At 70.1% G+C, this 16,540-nt stretch carries 16 protein-coding genes; 13 read left to right on the top strand and 3 right to left on the bottom strand.

Annotated elements, in window-relative coordinates:
• The first annotated feature begins 194 nt into the window (after positions 1-194).
• The gene (locus KOI35_RS05505) at positions 195-1,106 is read left to right on the top strand and encodes a glycoside hydrolase family 43 protein (RefSeq protein WP_246612612.1); all 912 of its coding nucleotides are present in this window, start codon (positions 195-197) and stop codon (positions 1,104-1,106) included.
• A gap of 26 nt (positions 1,107-1,132) precedes the next feature.
• Here the strand turns inward: KOI35_RS05505 and galK are convergent, their stop codons facing one another.
• Positions 1,133-2,266 carry a galactokinase gene (gene galK / locus KOI35_RS05500; RefSeq protein ID WP_215784949.1) on the bottom strand — a complete coding sequence of 378 codons (1,134 nt, stop codon included), beginning with the start codon at positions 2,264-2,266 and terminating at the stop codon, positions 1,133-1,135.
• Positions 2,263-3,237: a UDP-glucose 4-epimerase GalE gene (gene galE, locus KOI35_RS05495; protein WP_215784948.1), complete on the bottom strand. Its 975-nt coding sequence runs from the start codon at positions 3,235-3,237 to the stop codon at positions 2,263-2,265. The genes galK and galE overlap by 4 nt, the downstream gene beginning before the upstream one ends.
• A gap of 131 nt (positions 3,238-3,368) precedes the next feature.
• Between galE and trpS the strand changes: the two genes are divergently transcribed.
• The 11 genes from trpS to KOI35_RS05440 all read left to right on the top strand — a co-directional run bounded on the left by trpS (position 3,369) and on the right by KOI35_RS05440 (position 14,463).
• Complete coding sequence (gene trpS, locus KOI35_RS05490; protein WP_215784947.1) at positions 3,369-4,391, top strand: tryptophan--tRNA ligase; 1,023 nt, start codon at positions 3,369-3,371, stop codon at positions 4,389-4,391.
• 7 nt (positions 4,392-4,398) lie between these two features.
• Entirely contained in the window at positions 4,399-4,947 is a 549-nt protein-coding gene (locus KOI35_RS05485) for a 2'-5' RNA ligase family protein (RefSeq protein ID WP_215784946.1), read from the top strand.
• A gap of 35 nt (positions 4,948-4,982) precedes the next feature.
• Positions 4,983-5,894 carry a YihY/virulence factor BrkB family protein gene (locus KOI35_RS05480; RefSeq protein WP_215784945.1) on the top strand — a complete coding sequence of 304 codons (912 nt, stop codon included), beginning with the start codon at positions 4,983-4,985 and terminating at the stop codon, positions 5,892-5,894.
• A 7-nt stretch (positions 5,895-5,901) separates the two neighbouring features.
• Positions 5,902-6,288 (top strand): hypothetical protein, encoded by a 387-nt coding sequence (locus tag KOI35_RS05475; protein WP_215784944.1) that lies wholly within the window; start codon positions 5,902-5,904, stop codon positions 6,286-6,288.
• A gap of 232 nt (positions 6,289-6,520) precedes the next feature.
• The gene (locus KOI35_RS05470) at positions 6,521-7,618 is read left to right on the top strand and encodes a BMP family lipoprotein (protein ID WP_215784943.1); all 1,098 of its coding nucleotides are present in this window, start codon (positions 6,521-6,523) and stop codon (positions 7,616-7,618) included.
• A gap of 142 nt (positions 7,619-7,760) precedes the next feature.
• Complete coding sequence (locus KOI35_RS05465; protein WP_308120798.1) at positions 7,761-9,245, top strand: ABC transporter ATP-binding protein; 1,485 nt, start codon at positions 7,761-7,763, stop codon at positions 9,243-9,245.
• The gene (locus KOI35_RS05460) at positions 9,242-10,513 is read left to right on the top strand and encodes an ABC transporter permease (protein ID WP_215784942.1); all 1,272 of its coding nucleotides are present in this window, start codon (positions 9,242-9,244) and stop codon (positions 10,511-10,513) included. The genes KOI35_RS05465 and KOI35_RS05460 overlap by 4 nt, the downstream gene beginning before the upstream one ends.
• A 5-nt stretch (positions 10,514-10,518) precedes the next feature.
• Entirely contained in the window at positions 10,519-11,787 is a 1,269-nt protein-coding gene (locus tag KOI35_RS05455) for an ABC transporter permease (protein ID WP_215784941.1), read from the top strand.
• 5 nt (positions 11,788-11,792) lie between these two features.
• Positions 11,793-12,506 carry a cytidine deaminase gene (locus KOI35_RS05450; protein ID WP_215784940.1) on the top strand — a complete coding sequence of 238 codons (714 nt, stop codon included), beginning with the start codon at positions 11,793-11,795 and terminating at the stop codon, positions 12,504-12,506.
• Positions 12,499-13,776, top strand: coding sequence for a thymidine phosphorylase (locus tag KOI35_RS05445; protein ID WP_215784939.1), 1,278 nt, complete (start codon positions 12,499-12,501; stop codon positions 13,774-13,776). The genes KOI35_RS05450 and KOI35_RS05445 overlap by 8 nt, the downstream gene beginning before the upstream one ends.
• 6 nt (positions 13,777-13,782) lie before the next feature.
• A complete protein-coding gene (locus KOI35_RS05440) occupies positions 13,783-14,463 on the top strand; it encodes a DUF4272 domain-containing protein (RefSeq protein ID WP_215784938.1) in 681 nt (226 codons plus the stop codon).
• Positions 14,464-14,566: 103 nt separating this feature from the next.
• Here the strand turns inward: KOI35_RS05440 and KOI35_RS05435 are convergent, their stop codons facing one another.
• Positions 14,567-15,385 carry a putative RNA methyltransferase gene (locus tag KOI35_RS05435; protein WP_215784937.1) on the bottom strand — a complete coding sequence of 273 codons (819 nt, stop codon included), beginning with the start codon at positions 15,383-15,385 and terminating at the stop codon, positions 14,567-14,569.
• Between the two features lie 26 nt (positions 15,386-15,411).
• On the opposite strand from KOI35_RS05435, the gene KOI35_RS05430 reads away from it, so the two are divergent.
• On the top strand, positions 15,412-16,497 hold the full coding sequence (locus KOI35_RS05430; RefSeq protein ID WP_215784936.1) for an adenosine deaminase: 1,086 nt from the start codon (positions 15,412-15,414) through the stop codon (positions 16,495-16,497).
• Positions 16,498-16,540 lie beyond the last annotated feature (43 nt).

Below are 16,540 nucleotides of genomic sequence, written 5' to 3'. Positions count from 1 at the left end.
CGCCGCGAGCCGGCGGCGAAGCTCGTCCCGCGGTGACACAAGGCGGTCACGCGGCGCGGCGGGTGGGGGCTCGGTTGCTGCTGGTCGGCGCGCTGTTGGTTGGCGGGTGCAGTGGTGACGGCGGTTCCGCGCCCATCGGCGGTGACGGCTCACCCGATGTCGGCAAATCGGAAATGTCGGAAGCGGGAGAGGCAATGACGTTCACCAATCCGGTTCACTACGAGAACTTCCCCGATCCGGGGGCGCTCCGCGTCGGCGAGACCTGGTACGCGTACGGGACGAACGGTCCGAGTGGCAACGTGCCCGTGCTGACCTCGCCCGACCTCGTGACGTGGACGCCTGCCGCCGACGCCCTGCCGCAGGTCGGGAAGTGGGCCACGCCCGGCAACACCTGGGCGCCCGAGGTGATCGCCGGCCCGGGCGGCACCTACCTGCTCTATTACACAGCCCGCTCGACCGTCACCGACCGCCAGTGCATCGGGGTCGCCGTCGCGAAGGAGCCCGGTGGTCCCTTCGTCGACGACTGGGACGATCCGCTCATGTGCCAGGCCGCCGAGGGTGGCTCGATCGACGCCAGCCCGTTCACCGACGAGAACGGCGACCGCTATCTCTATTGGAAGAACGACGGCAACGCGATCGGGCAGCCGACCTATTTGTACGGTTCGCGGCTGAGCGACGACGGGCAGAAGATGAGCGGGGAGCCGAAGCAGCTGCTGGTCAACGACGCCGCGTGGGAGGCGCACGTCATCGAGGCGCCGCAGATGGTGCGCCACGACGGCAAGCTCTATCTGTTCTATTCGGCCAACGCGTTCGACCGTGAGGAGTACGCGCTGGGCTACGCCACCTGCGAGGGGCCGCTCGGCCCGTGCACCAAGGCGGCCGAAAATCCGATCCTGCACACGTCACCGGCAGCGGCCGGGCCCGGGCACGGGTTCCTGGTCACCACGCCCGGCGGCCAGTCGTGGTTGCTCTACCACGCGTGGCCGCCGGAATCGATCGGCAGCGTCACCCCGGGCCGGCAGCTGTGGCTCGACCACGTCGACTGGGTCGACGGCCGTCCCGTCGTGAACGGTCCGACCGCGGACCCGCAGGAGGCGCCCCGCTGACCGCCGGACACCCGAGCCGCCAGCGGTTAAAGCTTCGTGGCCCCCGGACCCGCCGTGACGGTCCAGGCGGTCGGGGCGGTGAAGCCCTTTTCCGCGTACGCCTCCTCGACCGCCGCCGTGACCACGTCCGCCTTGTCCGCGTCGATCAGCGCGAGCACGCAGCCCCCGAAGCCGCCCCCGGTCATCCGGGCCCCGTAGGCACCCACCGCCAGGGCGGTTTCGACGGCGATGTCCACCTGCGGCACCGTGATCTCGAAGTCGTCGCGCATCGAGGCGTGCGAGGCGGTCAGCAGCGGCCCGATCTCGCGGACCTGACCCGCCTTGAGCAGCGTGACCGTCTCGAGCACCCGGTCGTCCTCGGTGACGATGTGCCGCACCCGGCGGCGCATGACGTCGTCGTCGAGGCGGGCCAGGGCGTCGTCGAGCTCGGCCCCGGAGATGTCGCGCAGAGCCGGCACACCGAGGATGCGGGCCGCCTCTTCGCACGACTTGCGGCGGGCGCCGTACTCCCCGTCGACGTGCTGGTGGGGGGCGTTGCTGTTGATCACCAGGATGGCCAGGCCCTGGCCGGCCAGGTCGAACGGGATCTGCTCGACCTCGTAGGACCGGCAGTCGAGGAACAGCGCGTGGCCCTCGCGGCAGCGGATCGAGGCCGACTGGTCGAGGATGCCGGTGGGGGCGCCGACATAGACGTTCTCGGCCCGCTGGGCGATCACCGGGCGCTGCTCGACCGGCACGTCGAGGCCGCCCAGGTCGATCAGCGCGGTCAGCACCGACGACTCCAGCGCGGCCGACGACGACAGGCCCGAGCCGAGCGGCACCTCGGAGTCGATCGCGATGCGTACGGCCGGCACCTCGAAGCCTTTGTCGCGCAGCGACCAGACGATCCCGGCCACGTACGCGGCCCAGCCCGTGACCTCGCCCGGCTGCGTATCGAAGCCGAAGGTGACCTTGTCCGTCTCGAACGTCGAGCAGACCGTGAACGAATCGTCCGGGGCCGGACCCACCGCGGCCACGGTGCGCTGCGGCAGCGCGAAGGGCAGCACGAACCCGTCGTTGTAGTCGGTGTGCTCGCCGATCAGGTTGACCCGGCCCGGCGCGGCCCACAGTCCGGCCGGCTCGACGCCGTACTCCTTGACGAAGGCCTCGTGGGCGTTCATGCGACGTGCGCGCGGTAGAAGGTCCACGCGTCGCCGATCATCGCCTGGAGCGTGTTCTTCTCCGGCACCCAGCCCAGCTCGTCGCGGGCCTTGTCGGACGACGCGACCAGCGTGGCCGGGTCGCCCTCGCGGCGCGGCGCGATCTCGACCGGCAGCTCGACGCCGGTGACCTCGCGGGCCACTTCGACGACCTGCTTGTTGGAGAAGCCGTTGCCGTTGCCGAGGTTGTAGATGCGGTGCTCGCCGGGCGTGGCCGCCTCGAGCGCGAGCAGGTGGGCCCGGGCCAGGTCGTGCACGTGGATGTAGTCGCGCACGCAGGTGCCGTCGGCCGTGGGGTAGTCGTCGCCGAAGATCTGCAGCTTCTCCCGCTTGCCCGCGGCCACCTGCAGGGTGATCGGGATGAGGTGGGTCTCGGGGTCGTGCCGCTCGCCGATCTCGTGCCCGCCGGCGATGTAGGCTCCCGCGACGTTGAAGTAGCGCAGCGAGACGGCGGCCAGATTGTGCGCGAAGGTCTCCGACGTGAGCGCGTGGTCGAAGGTCAGCTTGGTGGCGCCGTAGGTGTTGGTGGGCGCCTTGACCGCGCTCTCGGTGATCGGCAGCTCGACCGGGTTGCCGTAGACGGCGGCGGTGGAGGAGAAGATGAGGCGCGGCACTCCGGCGGCGCGTACCGCGTCGAGCAGGGCGAGCGACTTCACCACGTTGTCGTGCCAGTACAGCTCGGGCTTGACCATCGACTCGCCGGCCGCGATCAGTCCGGCGAAGTGCAGCACCGCGTCGAACCCGGAGCCCGGGGTCAGCACCTGGGCCGCGTCGGCGATGTCGGCCTCGACGAAGGTGGCGTCGGGCGCGACCGCCGACCGGAAGCCGGTGGCCAGGTTGTCGAGGACGGTGACGTCGTGTCCGGCGTCCAGCAGCAGTCGGCTGGTGACGCTGCCGACGTAGCCGGCACCCCCGGTGACGAGCAGTTTCACGGCGCGCTACCCCTTCGCTGAAGTTCCCTGGCAACAAGCGTACGTTCCACCATCTTCAATCAAAAGTCAACACTTTCGAACACTGATCCCGGGCGAGTGCGCTCTTCGCGGCGCCTGACACAATGGTCGGCATGTCCGATGTCGCCCGCCGCCCCCGCGTGCTTTCCGGCATTCAGCCGACCGCCGACTCGTTCCACCTCGGCAACTATCTCGGCGCCGTGCGCAACTGGGTGGCGATGCAGGAGACCCACGACGCGTACTACTGCGTGGTCGACCTGCACGCGATCACCATGGGGCACGACCCGGCCGCCCTGCGCCAGCGCACCCGCATCTCGGCCGCCCAGCTGCTGGCCCTCGGCCTCGACCCCGAGCGGTGCACGCTGTTCGTCCAGTCTCACGTGCCCGAGCACGCCCAGCTGGGCTGGGTGATGAGCTGCATCACCGGGTTCGGCGAGGCCGGCCGCATGGTCCAGTTCAAGGACAAGTCGGCCAAGGCCGCCGACACCACCACGGTGGGCCTGTTCACCTATCCGATCCTCCAGGCCGCCGACATCCTGCTCTACCAGGCCGACCAGGTGCCGGTCGGGGAAGACCAGCGGCAGCACCTCGAGCTCACCCGCGACCTGGCGCAGCGGTTCAACACCCGTTACGGGCGCACGTTCACGATCCCCGCGCCGTTCATCCTCAAGGACACTGCCAAGATCACCGACCTGCAGGACCCGACGTCCAAGATGTCGAAGTCCGCGTCGTCGCCCAACGGCATCATCGAGCTGCTCGAAGACCCGGCCCGCTCGGCCAAGAAGATCAAGTCGGCGGTCACCGACACCGGTCGCGAGATCCTCTACGACGAGGAGAACAAGCCCGGCGTGAGCAACCTGCTCACCATCTATGCCGCGCTCACCATGCGGACCATAGACGAGCTGCTCGAGCAGTACGAGGGCCGCGGCTACGGCGACCTCAAGAAAGACCTGGCCGAGATCGTCGTCGAGTTCGTGCGGCCGGTGCAGGAACGCACCCGGGAATATCTCGAGGATCCCGGCCACCTCGACAAGGTGCTGGCCATCGGTGCCGAGAAGGCCCGCGCGGTCGCCTCGGTGACGCTCGCCGAGGCGTACCAGAACATCGGTTTCCTCAGCCCCGTCCGCGGGGCCTGAGTCCCCGGTGAGTGAAACCCCTATCGATACGACCCGGATCGGCGTCGCGATCGATCTGCCCGAGCCCTGGGGCGAGCAGCTGACCCAGCGCCGGGCCGCGGCCGGTGACCCGCAGGCGGCCTACACCCCGGCCCATGTGACGCTGCTCGGCCCGACCGAGGTGCGCACCGACGCGCTGCCCCGCATCGAGAAACACCTCGAGGCGGTGGCCGCGGCCCAGGTGCCGTTCACCATCCACCTGCGTGGCACCGGCACGTTCCGGCCGGTCACCGAGGTGGTCTTCGTGACCCTGGCGGTCGGCATCAGCGAGTGCGAGCTGCTGGCCGAGGCGATCGTGAGCTCGGACGACATCGTCCGCGGCTCCCGCTTCCCCTACCACCCGCACGTGACGATCGCGCAGGACGTGCCGGCCGCGGCGCTGGACGCGGCCTTCGACGACCTGGCCGGCTTCTCGGCCAAGTTCCACGTGCCCGCGTTCACCCTGTTCTCGCACGGTGGTGAGGGCCCGTGGCGGCCACGCCGGGACTATCAGCTGGGCGTCGAACCGGGAGTCTGAACGCTGCCCGGCGTGACGTCGGTTACGGTCTGCGCGTGAATCCGATCGATCGGGCCTACGACGCGGCCGAGGCCCAGATCATGCGGCTGCGCCACTGGTCGCCGTATTTCGATCACCTGTGCCGGGCCGTCGTGCGCTACATCGACGTCCAGGGTGGGCGGCTCGCCGCGGCGATCGCCTACTACGGGTTCTTCGCCGTCTTCGCCCTGCTGCTGATCGGCTACTCGATCTTCGGGATCCTGCTCGACAGCAACCAGGACCTGTTCGACATCGTCCGCGACTTCCTGCGGCAGAATCTGCCCTTCCTCGACGTGCAGGCCATCCTGTCCAGCGGCCGGACGGTCGGCATCGTCGGCATCGTCGGCCTGACCTTCACCGGCATCGCCTGGGTCGAGGCGATCCGCTCCTCGCAGCGGCTCATCTGGCAGCTCAACGAGCAGCCCGGTTACATCGGCGTCCGGCAGGCGCTCGACCTGCTGGTGCTGCTCGGCGTGCTGGCCCTGCTCGCGCTGTCCCAGCTCGCCGTCTACGGGCTCGAGCTGCTGCTCGACTGGATGGCCGACGGCTTCATCCAGTCCGCGGTCGAGGTCCTGCTCCGGGTCGCGGTCAACGTGCTGCTGGCCGCGGCCCTGCTGGCCGCCGTCCCGAGGCTGCGGATGACCGTGCGGCGGATGGCCCCGCCGGTGCTTCAGGTCGGCATCGGGCTGATGCTGCTCAACACGGTCGGCAAGTCCTTCGTCGACCTGGTGCAGCGCAATCCCGCGTACGGGCTGGTCGGCTCGGCCGTCGGTGTGCTGGTCTACCTGTACGTTTTCAATCAGCTGCTGCTGTTCGGAGCGGCCTGGGCGGCGACCAGCCCGCACGGTCGCGTGGTGGACCTGTCAGCTGACGATAAAAATGCCCCCGTGGGGCAAAACACCTGGATTCGGCACACCGGCCCGGAATGATGGCCCCGTGGGCACTCTCGTGACGCTGGATCTGCCGGTCGGTTCGCCGGTGGCCGACCTTCCTTGGGTCATCACGATCGGTTCGCTCGGCGACGAGGAGGACTGGGAACCCGTGGTCTGCGGACCCTACGAACGGGCCCACGCCCTCGCACTGGCGCAGGCCGTGGTGGCCGACGAGCAATTGATGGCGGTCGTCGAGCCGCTGCTGCCCCGCCCCGACGCCGAAGCCATCCGCGACGAGATCGAACTGGCCCGCGCCGCGGTCGAGGCGCCCGACGACGATTTCACCGAGGAGCACGAGACCCGGCGCGTCCGGCCCGGCCGTCCGCCGACCGAGGCCGAGGTGCGCGAGGGCTGGTCCCGGATAGCGGCCCGCCTGACCGCCGCGGTGTAAAAGCGCGGCCCGGCGCCGGACCCGGCCGGAAGGTTTCTGGCGCGTTACCACGCAGGCCGATGATTTGCCGCAGTAACGGATAGAAGCCACGAGCCGGGGGCTCCCCTATTGCGCGCAGATAACGGTGCGCCAACAGTCCGGTCCAAAGTGCCGCCCGCACCCTGGCCTGCGGCTACGCTCCCGCACTGAAGACTCACCGACAAGTGTCGGTGTGCGTTGGAAGGAGGGCGTCTTGCGCCCAGTACGTGGGAACCGGATCGTGGCGATTCTCGCGACGGCAGGGCTGACGCTCGCCGCCGCGGCTTGCAGCGACGCTCCGGACGAGACCCCTAGCGCCGGTGGTTCGAGTGCCGCCGCGGCTGCATACAAGGCCTGCATGGTCACCGACACCGGTGGCATCGACGACAAGTCCTTCAACGCCTCCGCGTGGGCCGGCATCCAGGCCGCGAAGACCGAGGCCCCCGGCGTCGACCCGAAGTACGTGGCGTCGAGTGCCGAGACCGACTACGAGCCCAACCTGCGCGGCTTCGTGACCCAGAAGTGCAACTTCATCCTGTCGGTCGGTGGCCTGATGGGCGACTCGACCAAGGCGGTCGCGGCGCAGAACACCAGCCAGCAGTTCGGCATCGTGGACAGCTCGATCGCGGGCGCCTCGAACGTCTACCCGATGCAGTTCGCGACCCACCAGGCCTCGTTCCTGGCCGGCTACCTGGCCGCGGGCTACTCGAAGTCGGGCAAGGTGGCGACCTTCGGCGGTCTCAAGATCCCGCCGGTCACCATCTTCATGGACGGCTTCGCCGACGGCGTCGCGCAGTACAACAAGGCCAAGGGCAAGAACGTCCAGGTGCTCGGCTGGGACAAGGCCAAGCAGAACGGCAGCTTCGCCGAAGACTTCGCCAGCTCGGCCAAGGGCAAGGCGCTGGCCAGCACGTTCGTCGCCCAGGGGGCCGACGTGATCATGCCGGTGGCCGGTGGCACCGGGCTCGGCGCGGCCGAGGTCGCCAAGAGCTCGGGCGGCAAGGTCTCGATCATCTGGGTCGACCAGGACGGCTGCAAGAGCGCGTCGCAGGACTGTGACGTCTTCCTGACCACCGTGGTCAAGAACATCACCGACGCGGTGGAGAAGGCGGTCGTCGCCGGCGCCACCGGTCAGCCGCTGACCGCGTCCCCGGGCTACCTGGGCACGCTGGAGAACAACGGTGTCTCGCTGGCGCCGTACAACCAGTTCGACAGCAAGGTCCCGGCCGAGCTCAAGGCCGAGGTCGAGAAGCTGAAGGCGGACATCATCGCGGGCACGATCAAGGTCGAGTCGGCCGCCGCTCCGGCCTGAGGGTTCGCTAGGTAACATCGCCGCCGCGCGGTCGTGAGTTCTGCTCGCGACCGGGCGGCGGTTCCCCCTTGTATGACGTCGAAGTCTGGAGATTCCGCTGAGACTCGAACTGCGCGGCATCACCAAGCGCTTCGGCGACCTGGTGGCCAACGACCACATCGACATCACCGTCGAGCCCGGCGAGGTGCACGCCCTGCTGGGCGAGAACGGCGCGGGCAAGTCGACCCTGATGAACCAGCTCTACGGCCTGCTGCAGCCGGACGAGGGCGAGATCCTGGTGGACGGCGAGGCCAAGGTCTTCCGCAGTCCCCGCGACGCCATCTCGGCCGGCATCGGCATGGTCCACCAGCACTTCATGCTCGTCCCGGTGTTCACCGTGGCGGAAAACATCGCCCTCGGCGCCGAGGAGACCCGCGGCGGCCCGCTCGGCTGGCTCGACCGGCGGCGCAACCGCCGCGACGTGCTCGAGACCTCGAAGCGCTACGGCCTGCCGGTCGACCCCGACGCCCTGGTGGAAAACCTGCCGGTCGGCGCGCAGCAGCGGGTCGAGATCGTCAAGGCGCTGACCCGCGACGTCGACCTGCTGATCCTCGACGAGCCGACCGCGGTGCTCACCCCGCAGGAGACCGACGAGCTGCTGTCGGTCATGCGCTCGCTGGCCGAGACCGGCAAGTCGATCGTCTTCATCACCCACAAGCTGCGCGAGGTCAAGGCCATCGCCGACCGGATCACGGTGATCCGGCGCGGCCGCACCGTGGGCACCGCCACCCCCGACACCTCCGAGGACGAGCTGGCCGCCCTCATGGTCGGCCGCGACGTCAGCCTCGAGGTGACCAAGACCCCGGCCGACCCGGGCCGTGAGGTGCTCAAGGTGTCCGGCCTGGTGGTCGACGACGACCGGGGCGTCCGCGTGGTCGACGGCGTCGACCTGGTGGTGCGCTCGGGCGAGGTGCTGGGCATCGCGGGCGTGCAGGGCAACGGCCAGACCGAACTGGTCGAGGCCATCATGGGTCTGCGCCTGGCCCGCGCCGGCAAGGTCGAGCTCGAAGACGCCGACCTGGCCGGCCGCAGCACGAAGCAGGTGCTGGGGGCCGGGGTCGGCTACATCCCCGAGGACCGCAGCCTCGACGGCGTGGTCAAAGACTTCACCGTCGCCGAAAATCTCGTGCTCGACCTGTACGACCGCGAGCCGTTCGGCAGCGGCCTGAAGCTGAACCTCAAGGCGATCGCCGACTCGGCGGCCGAGCGGGTGAGTCAGTTCGACATCCGTACGCCGTCACCGCAGTCGACGGTCGGCACGCTGTCCGGCGGCAACCAGCAGAAGGTCGTCGTCGCCCGCGAGATGTCCCGCCCGCTCAAGCTGCTGATCGCGTCGCAGCCGACCCGCGGCGTGGACGTGGGCTCGATCGAGTTCATCCACAACCAGATCATCCACGAGCGCGACGTCGGCACCGCCGTGCTGGTCGTGTCGAGCGAGCTCGACGAAGTGGTCGGCCTGGCCGACCGCATCGCGGTGATGTACCGCGGGCGCATCCTGGCCACGGTCTCGCCCGACATGCCCCGCGAGGAGATCGGCCTGCTGATGGCGGGTATCACGGGCGACACGCAGGAAGAGGACAGCGAGTGACCACCGAAGCCCCCGCCGCGCCTCCGGAGAAAGAGAAGGCGAAGGAGGAGAAGGAGGAGTCCTTCCTCGGGCTCTTCCTGCACAACCTGTGGTCGGCCAACACCGTCACGGTGACGATCCTGTCGATCTTCCTGGCCCTGGTCATCGGCGCGGTGCTGATCGTCGTCTCCGACTCGGCCGTGCTGTCGACCTTCTCCTACTTCACCGCCCGCCCCAGCGACGCCCTGACCGGCAGCTGGGATCTGATCAGCCGGGCCTACGCCGACCTGTTCAAGGGCGCGATCTTCGACCCGGCCGCGATCCAGGCCCTGTTCAACGGCACCGGCGACTGGAAGACCGCGCTCAACCCGCTGTCCGAGACGCTGACCTACGCCGCCCCGCTGGTCTTCACCGGCCTGTCGGTGGCCCTCGCCTTCCGCGGCGGCCTGTTCAACATCGGCGGTCAGGGCCAGGCGGTCATCGGCTGCATCACGGCCGGCGTGGCCGGGTTCGCCATCGGGCTGCCGGCCGGGCTGCACCTGGTCGTCGCGCTGGCCGCCGGCCTGATCGGCGGCGCGCTCTGGGGTTTCCTGCCCGGCCTGCTCAAGGCCCGCACGGGCGCCCACGAGGTGATCACCACGATCATGCTCAACTACACGGCCACGCTGTTCCTGGGCTGGCTGATCCTGCAGAACGGCATCCGTGACCCGGAGCGTACCGACGCGATCAGCAAGACGGTCGACTCGAGCGCGATCCTGCCCGCCATGCCCGCGCCGCTGCGGGTGCACCTGGGCATCGTGCTCGCCGTGATCGTCACCGCCGGGGTGGCCTGGCTGATCAACCGGTCGTCGTTCGGCTTCGAGCTGCGGGCCGTGGGCGTCAACCAGAACGCCGCCAAGACCGCGGGCATGAGCGTCGCCAAGACGTACACGATGCTCATGGTCGTGGCCGGTGGCCTGGCCGGCCTGGGCGGCGCGGTGCAGGTGCTCGGCACGGCCGACAAGCTGACCGGTCAGGTGGCCGGCAACATCGGCTTCGACGGCCTGCTGGTCGCCCTGCTCGGCCGGAACAAGCCCTGGGGCACGCTGTTCGCCGCGATCCTCTACGGCGCCCTGCGGGCCGGCGGCAACCTGATGCAGGTCGACGTGGGCATCTCGCTCGAGCTGGTCACCGTCCTGCAGGCCCTGATCGTCATCTTCATCGCCGCCCCGGCTCTGGTAAAGGCGATCTTCCAGCTGCGCGATGCCCGCTCGGCACGGCTCGGCACGTCCATGGCGAAGGGTTGGTGAGCGGCGTGTCGACCGCGACGGCGGAGGATCTCTCCGAGGCGACCGCCCCGGACCGGTTCTGGAGCAGGCAGCGCCGCCTCGGCGCCGCCCTCGTGATCATCGGACTGATCGCGGCCGTGATCTTCGGCTCGCTGGCCGAGTCGGCCACGGCCCGCTTCACGCTCAGCGAGGACGCCGAGGGCGCCGCGCTGTCGATCAACGGCCAGTTCGGCGCCATCCTGTTCGGCGTGATCGCCGTGGCCGCCGGTGGCGCGCTGCTGGCCGGAGTGGCCAAGCGCTGGCAGACGCTGCTGCTCTGCCTGGGCATCGTGGCCTTCGTCTTCTCGTTCCTGTGCTGGCAGGTGGCGGGCAAGTTCCTGCCGCTGGTCGACACGGCCAGCGGCTCGCTCGAACTGGCGCTGCCGCTCATCCTGGGTGCCCTGGCCGGCGTGCTCTGCGAGCGCTCCGGTGTGGTCAACGTGGCCATCGAGGGCCAGTTCCTGATGGGCGCGTTCGGCGCCGCCCTGGTCGGCACCCTGGCCACCAGCGTGTGGGCCGGTGTGGTCAGCGCGATCGTGGGCGGCGTGATCATCGCGTCGCTGCTGGCCGTCCTGGCCATCCGGTTCCTGGTCGACCAGGTCGTCGTCGGCATCGTGCTCAACCTGTTCGCGCTCGGCGTCACCGGCTTCCTGTACGAGCGCCTGATGCAGCCCGACGCCCTGAAGTACAACTCGCCGCCCCGGCTCCCCGAGTGGCGGATCCCGGGGCTGGCCGACATCCCGGTCGTCGGACCGGTGCTGTTCGAGACCAACCTGCTGGTCTGGCTCGCGCTGATCCTCGTCGTGGTGATCCACCTCGGACTCACCCGCACCCGCTGGGGCCTGCGCACCCGCGCGGTCGGCGAGCACCCGACGGCGGCCGACACGGTGGGCATCCGGGTGCGCGGCCTGCGCTACATGAACGTGCTGCTCGGCGGCGTGGTCGCGGGGGCCGGAGGCGCCTACTTCACGCTCGTGTCGACCAGCGCGTTCAACAAGAACATGACCGCCGGCGCCGGCTTCATCGCGCTGGCCGCCCTGATCTTCGGCCGGTGGACGCCGTTCGGCGCACTCGGCGCGGCCCTGTTCTTCGGCTTCGCCCAGAAGCTGGCCAACTACCTGAGCGCGGTCGGCAGCCCGGTGCCCAACCAGTTCCTCAACATGCTGCCCTACATCGCGACCATCGTCGCCGTGGCCGGTCTGGTCGGCCGGGTCCGCGCGCCCGCCGCCGACGGTGTGCCCTACGTGAAAAGCTGAGAACCATGGAGATCGACTGGGCCGGGCTGCGGGCCGCGGCCATCGAGGCGATGCGGCACGCCTACGCCCCCTACTCCGACTTCCCGGTCGGGGCGGCCGCGCTGGTCAACGACGGCCGGGTGGTGGTCGGCTGCAACGTCGAGAACGCGTCCTACGGCGTCGGCCTGTGCGCCGAGTGCGGGCTGGTCAGTCAGCTGCACATGACCGGCGGCGGGCGCTTGGTGGCGTTCTCGTGCGTCGACGCCACCGGCAACCCGCTGATGCCGTGCGGCCGCTGCCGCCAGCTGCTGTGGGAGAACGGCGGTCCCGAGATGCTGGTTGAGTGGCACACCGGGCCGCTGCGGATGGCCGAGCTGCTGCCGCACGCGTTCGGCTTCGAAGACCTGGAGCGCGTCAGCGGGGCTCTGAAGACGCCGGAGGTGCCCACCGAGCTGGCCAAGTGGCGCGGCCGCGGCACCGTCTTCGTGCACCCCGACCTGTCCGGCGGCGAAACTATCTGGACGGGCTACTGGGAGCGGTCCGGCGGCAGCGCCGACGCCGAGAAGGGCGTACTCGAGGAGGGCCCGAACTTCGCCACCGTGGCCGAGGCGGTGGCCTGGGGACGCGTACGGACGCCGCGGATCGTGGTCGTGGACGCCGAGGGTGCCCTCGCGTGGGCCGGCGAGGGACCGGCCCCCGACGGCATCCCGGCGACGTGGAAGGAGGACGGCGATGAGTGAGTTCGCCGCAGTTGACGTGATCCGAGCCAAGCGGGACGGCGCCGTGCTGAGCGACGCCCAGATCGACTGGGTGGTCGACGCGTACACCCGCGGGGTGGTGGCCGACGAGCAGATGTCGGCCCTGGCCATGGCGATCCTGCTGCGCGGGATGACCCCGGCCGAGATCGCCCGCTGGACCGCCGCCATGATCGCCAGCGGGGAACGCCTGGACCTGAGTTCGGTCACCCGGCCCACCGCCGACAAGCACTCCACCGGCGGCGTCGGCGACAAGATCACGCTGCCGCTCACCCCGCTGGTCGCCGCCTGCGGGGCCGCCGTGCCGCAGCTCTCCGGCCGCGGGCTCGGCCACACCGGCGGCACGCTCGACAAGCTCGAGTCGATCCCGGGCTGGCGCGCCTCGATCAGCAACGACGAGTTCAAGCGGCAGCTCCAGGACGTCGGCGCGGTCATCTGCGCGGCCGGAGACGGGCTGGCCCCGGCCGACCGCAAGCTCTACGCCCTGCGCGACGTGACCGGCACCGTCGAGGCCATCCCGCTGATCGCCAGTTCGATCATGAGCAAGAAGATCGCCGAGGGCACCGGCGCGCTGGTCCTGGACGTCAAGGTCGGTTCCGGCGCGTTCATGAAAGATCTGGCGACCGCGCGCGAGCTGGCGAGCACGATGGTGCGGCTGGGTCAGGACAGCGGGGTCAACACGATCGCGCTCCTCACCGACATGAACACCCCGCTCGGCCTCGCCGTCGGCAACGCGCTCGAGGTCACCGAGTCGGTCGAGGTGCTCGCCGGGGGCGGGCCGGCCGATGTGGTCGAGCTCACTCTGGCCCTGGCCCGCGAGATGCTGGCCGCGGCCGGGATCGAGGCCGACCCGGCCAAGGTGCTCGAGTCGGGCGCGGCCATGGACACGTGGCGCGCGATGATCCGGGCCCAGGGCGGCGATCCGGACGCGACGCTGCCGGTCGCGCGCGAGACCGAGGTGCTGCGGGCGGAAGCCGACGGGATCGTCGGGGCGGTGGACGCGTACGGGATCGGGGTGGCCGCCTGGCGTCTCGGTGCCGGCCGGGCCCGTAAGGAGGACCCGGTCAGCTTTGGCGCCGGCGTGCTGCTCAAGGTCAAGCCGGGCGACGCCGTACGCGCCGGCGACGTGCTGCTCGAGCTGCGGGCCGACGATCCGGCCCGGATCCCCGCGGCCCGCGCGACCGCGGCCGAGGCGGTCGTCATCGGTTCCACGCAACCCAGTTCTACAAATTTGGTGCTCGACCGCATAGCCTGACGCACCATGCAGAAGGCCGCACCCGACCCGCGCGCCGTTCGCGAGGCGAGCCTCGACGAACTGGACCGGCTCGGGCTGCCGCTGCCGCCGCCCGGTTTCCCGCTCATCTGGGAACCGGGCGACAGCATCGAACTGCGTCCCACGGCCGAGATCGAGGCGCGCGCCGCCGTGCTGCACGTGGTGGTGGCGCGCTGCTTCGGGATGCCGACCGAGCTCGCCATGAGCTGGCTGCTCGGATCACACCTGGTCGACCTGGTCACCCCGCCCGAGTGGCAGTTCGTGATCGGTGCCAAGGGTGATCACCGCTCGTTCGTGCTGCATCACGACGCCGTCTTCGCGCTGGCCTGGGTGCTCGGCCTGAGCCGCCACCTCGACCCGACGGCGCCGCCCGAAGACAGGTTGATGTCACAGATGCCGGATCTGCCGGCCGAGGAGACGTACGGGCACTGGCGGTCGCGCTCGCTGATGTCGCCCCGCGACCCGATCGAGGCCGCCGTCCTGTTGGACCTCTACTACTGCCTCGACTGGGCGTTCCAGGAGGCTGAGCAGGCCGGTTCTCCTCTACCGGGAGAGATCGACGGGAACGCGATCGGCCAGCGTAGGTGGGCCTTGGAGTGGGCGATCGTCCTGATTGGGCCGTACCACGACAAACCCGCCGAATGGGAAGAAGTTGATCTCTCCATTTAAGACAGATCAAGAGCTTCATGTCCCGGCTGGGTGGTGGGTGACAGACCGTCGCTCCCGCGGGGACCCGGGCGATCCGAGCTGGCCGCTGGCGCGTCCAGAGCGCTCAGAGCACCCGGGCGACGTGCGTGAGTGGCAAACCCCGGTAGGTCGTCAGCCGCACCGACGCCGTCACCCGGCCCGGGGTGGCCGCGAGATCCGAGACGTGGCGGGCACTCGGGGTCATGCCGATCAGGGTGGCGGTCTCGGTCGCGGTCAGGTCCAGCTCGCGGCGCAGGCTCACCGACGTCTCGGCCTCGAAATGAGTGCCCAGGGCGTCCTCCACGCGGGCCGCCTTGTCGGGATCGACCTGGATCAGGCCGTGGGCGGCGATCAGTTCGTGCAGGTGGTCGGGGGCCGGCGTCACCACCAGCAGGCGGCCGCCGGGGCGCAGCACCCGGTGGAACTCCGGGCCGTTGCGCGGGGCGAACACGTTGAGGATCACCTCGGCCGTCCCATCGCCCAGCGGCAGCGGGCCCCACAGGTCGGCCAGCACCGCCGCCGCGCGGTCGTGCGCCCGGGCTGCCCGCCGCAGGGCCGGCTTGGAGACGTCGAGGGCCAGCCCGGTCGCGGCGGGCGCCGAGTCGAGCACCCGGGCCAGGTAGTGCCCGGTGCCGGCCCCGGCGTCGACGATCAAGCCGTCCAGCTGAACTCTCAGGGCGTCCGCGATGAAGTCGTAGTGGCCGGCGGACAGGAAGCCGGCCCGGTCGGCCACCATCTCGGCCGTGTCGCCGACATGCGGCATCCGGCCCGCGGTCAGGTCGGCGTACCCCTGTTTCGCCATGTCGAAGCTGTGACCGGTGGGACAGCGCAGCGACCGCTCGACGCGCTCGAGGCCCCGCCGGCAAACCGGGCATCGCAGGTACGGCAATGCTCCGTCGATCATTGGTCCCCTGCCTCTAGGCTCTGCTGATGGCCGCCATCGCATTCTCCGACATCGTCCCGGCGCCGAAGGTGCTGCTGCACGACCACCTCGACGGCGGACTCCGCCCCGCCACGATCATCGAGCTCGCCGCCCGGGTCGGGCACGAGCTGCCCGCCACCGAGCCGGAGGCGCTGGCCGAGTGGTTCGTCGCGGCGGCCGACTCCGGCTCGCTGGAACGCTATCTGGAGACGTTCGCGCACACCGTCGCGGTCATGCAGACCGCCGAGGGGTTGCACCGGGTGGCCAAGGAGTGCGCGCTCGACCTCGCCGCCGACGGTGTCGTCTACGCCGAGGTGCGTTACGCGCCCGAGCAGCACCTCGAGACCGGCCTCAGCCTCGACGAGGTGGTCGAGGCGGTCAACGCCGGCTTCACCGAGGGCATGGCCGAGGCGGCCGCGCACGGCACCCCGATCCGGATCGGGGTGCTGCTGACCGCGATGCGGCACGCCGCCCGCTCGCAGGAGATCGCCGAGCTGTCCGTCCGCTATCGGGACGCCGGGGTGGTCGGGTTCGACATCGCCGGCGCCGAGGCCGGTTTTCCGCCCACCCGGCACCTCGACGCCTTCGAATATCTCCAGCGTGAGAATTTCCACTTCACCATCCACGCCGGCGAGGCCTTCGGGCTGCCGTCGATCTGGCAGGCGCTGCAGTGGTGCGGGGCCGACCGGCTCGGTCACGGTGTGCGACTGGTCGACGACATCACCGGCACCCCGGCCGGCGGCGACGTGGTGCTCGGCCGGCTCTCCGCCTATGTGCGGGACAAGCGCATCCCGCTCGAGCTGTGCCCGTCGTCCAACGTGCAGACCGGGGCGGCCGCGTCGATCGCCGAGCACCCCATCGGGCTGCTGCACGATCTGCGCTTCCGGGTGACCGTCAACACGGACAACCGGCTGATGAGCGGCACCTCGATGTCGCGCGAGATGGCCCTGCTGTCCGAGGCCTTCGGCTGGGGCTGGAGTGAGCTCCAGTGGCTGACGATCAACGCGATGAAGTCGGCCTTCATCCCGTACGACGAGCGACTGGCGATCATCAATGATGTGATCAAGCCGGGGTACGCCAAACTGATCGGCTGACGACACAGACTTGTTACAACCAGCGCCAGTGCATGCGACATTG

The sequence above is a fragment of the Paractinoplanes bogorensis genome, assembly GCF_018829635.1.
In the GTDB taxonomy this organism is placed as follows: domain Bacteria; phylum Actinomycetota; class Actinomycetes; order Mycobacteriales; family Micromonosporaceae; genus Actinoplanes; species Actinoplanes bogorensis.
The sequence above is the reverse complement of the archived record's forward strand: the minus strand, read 5'-3'. Positions and strand labels throughout refer to the sequence as shown.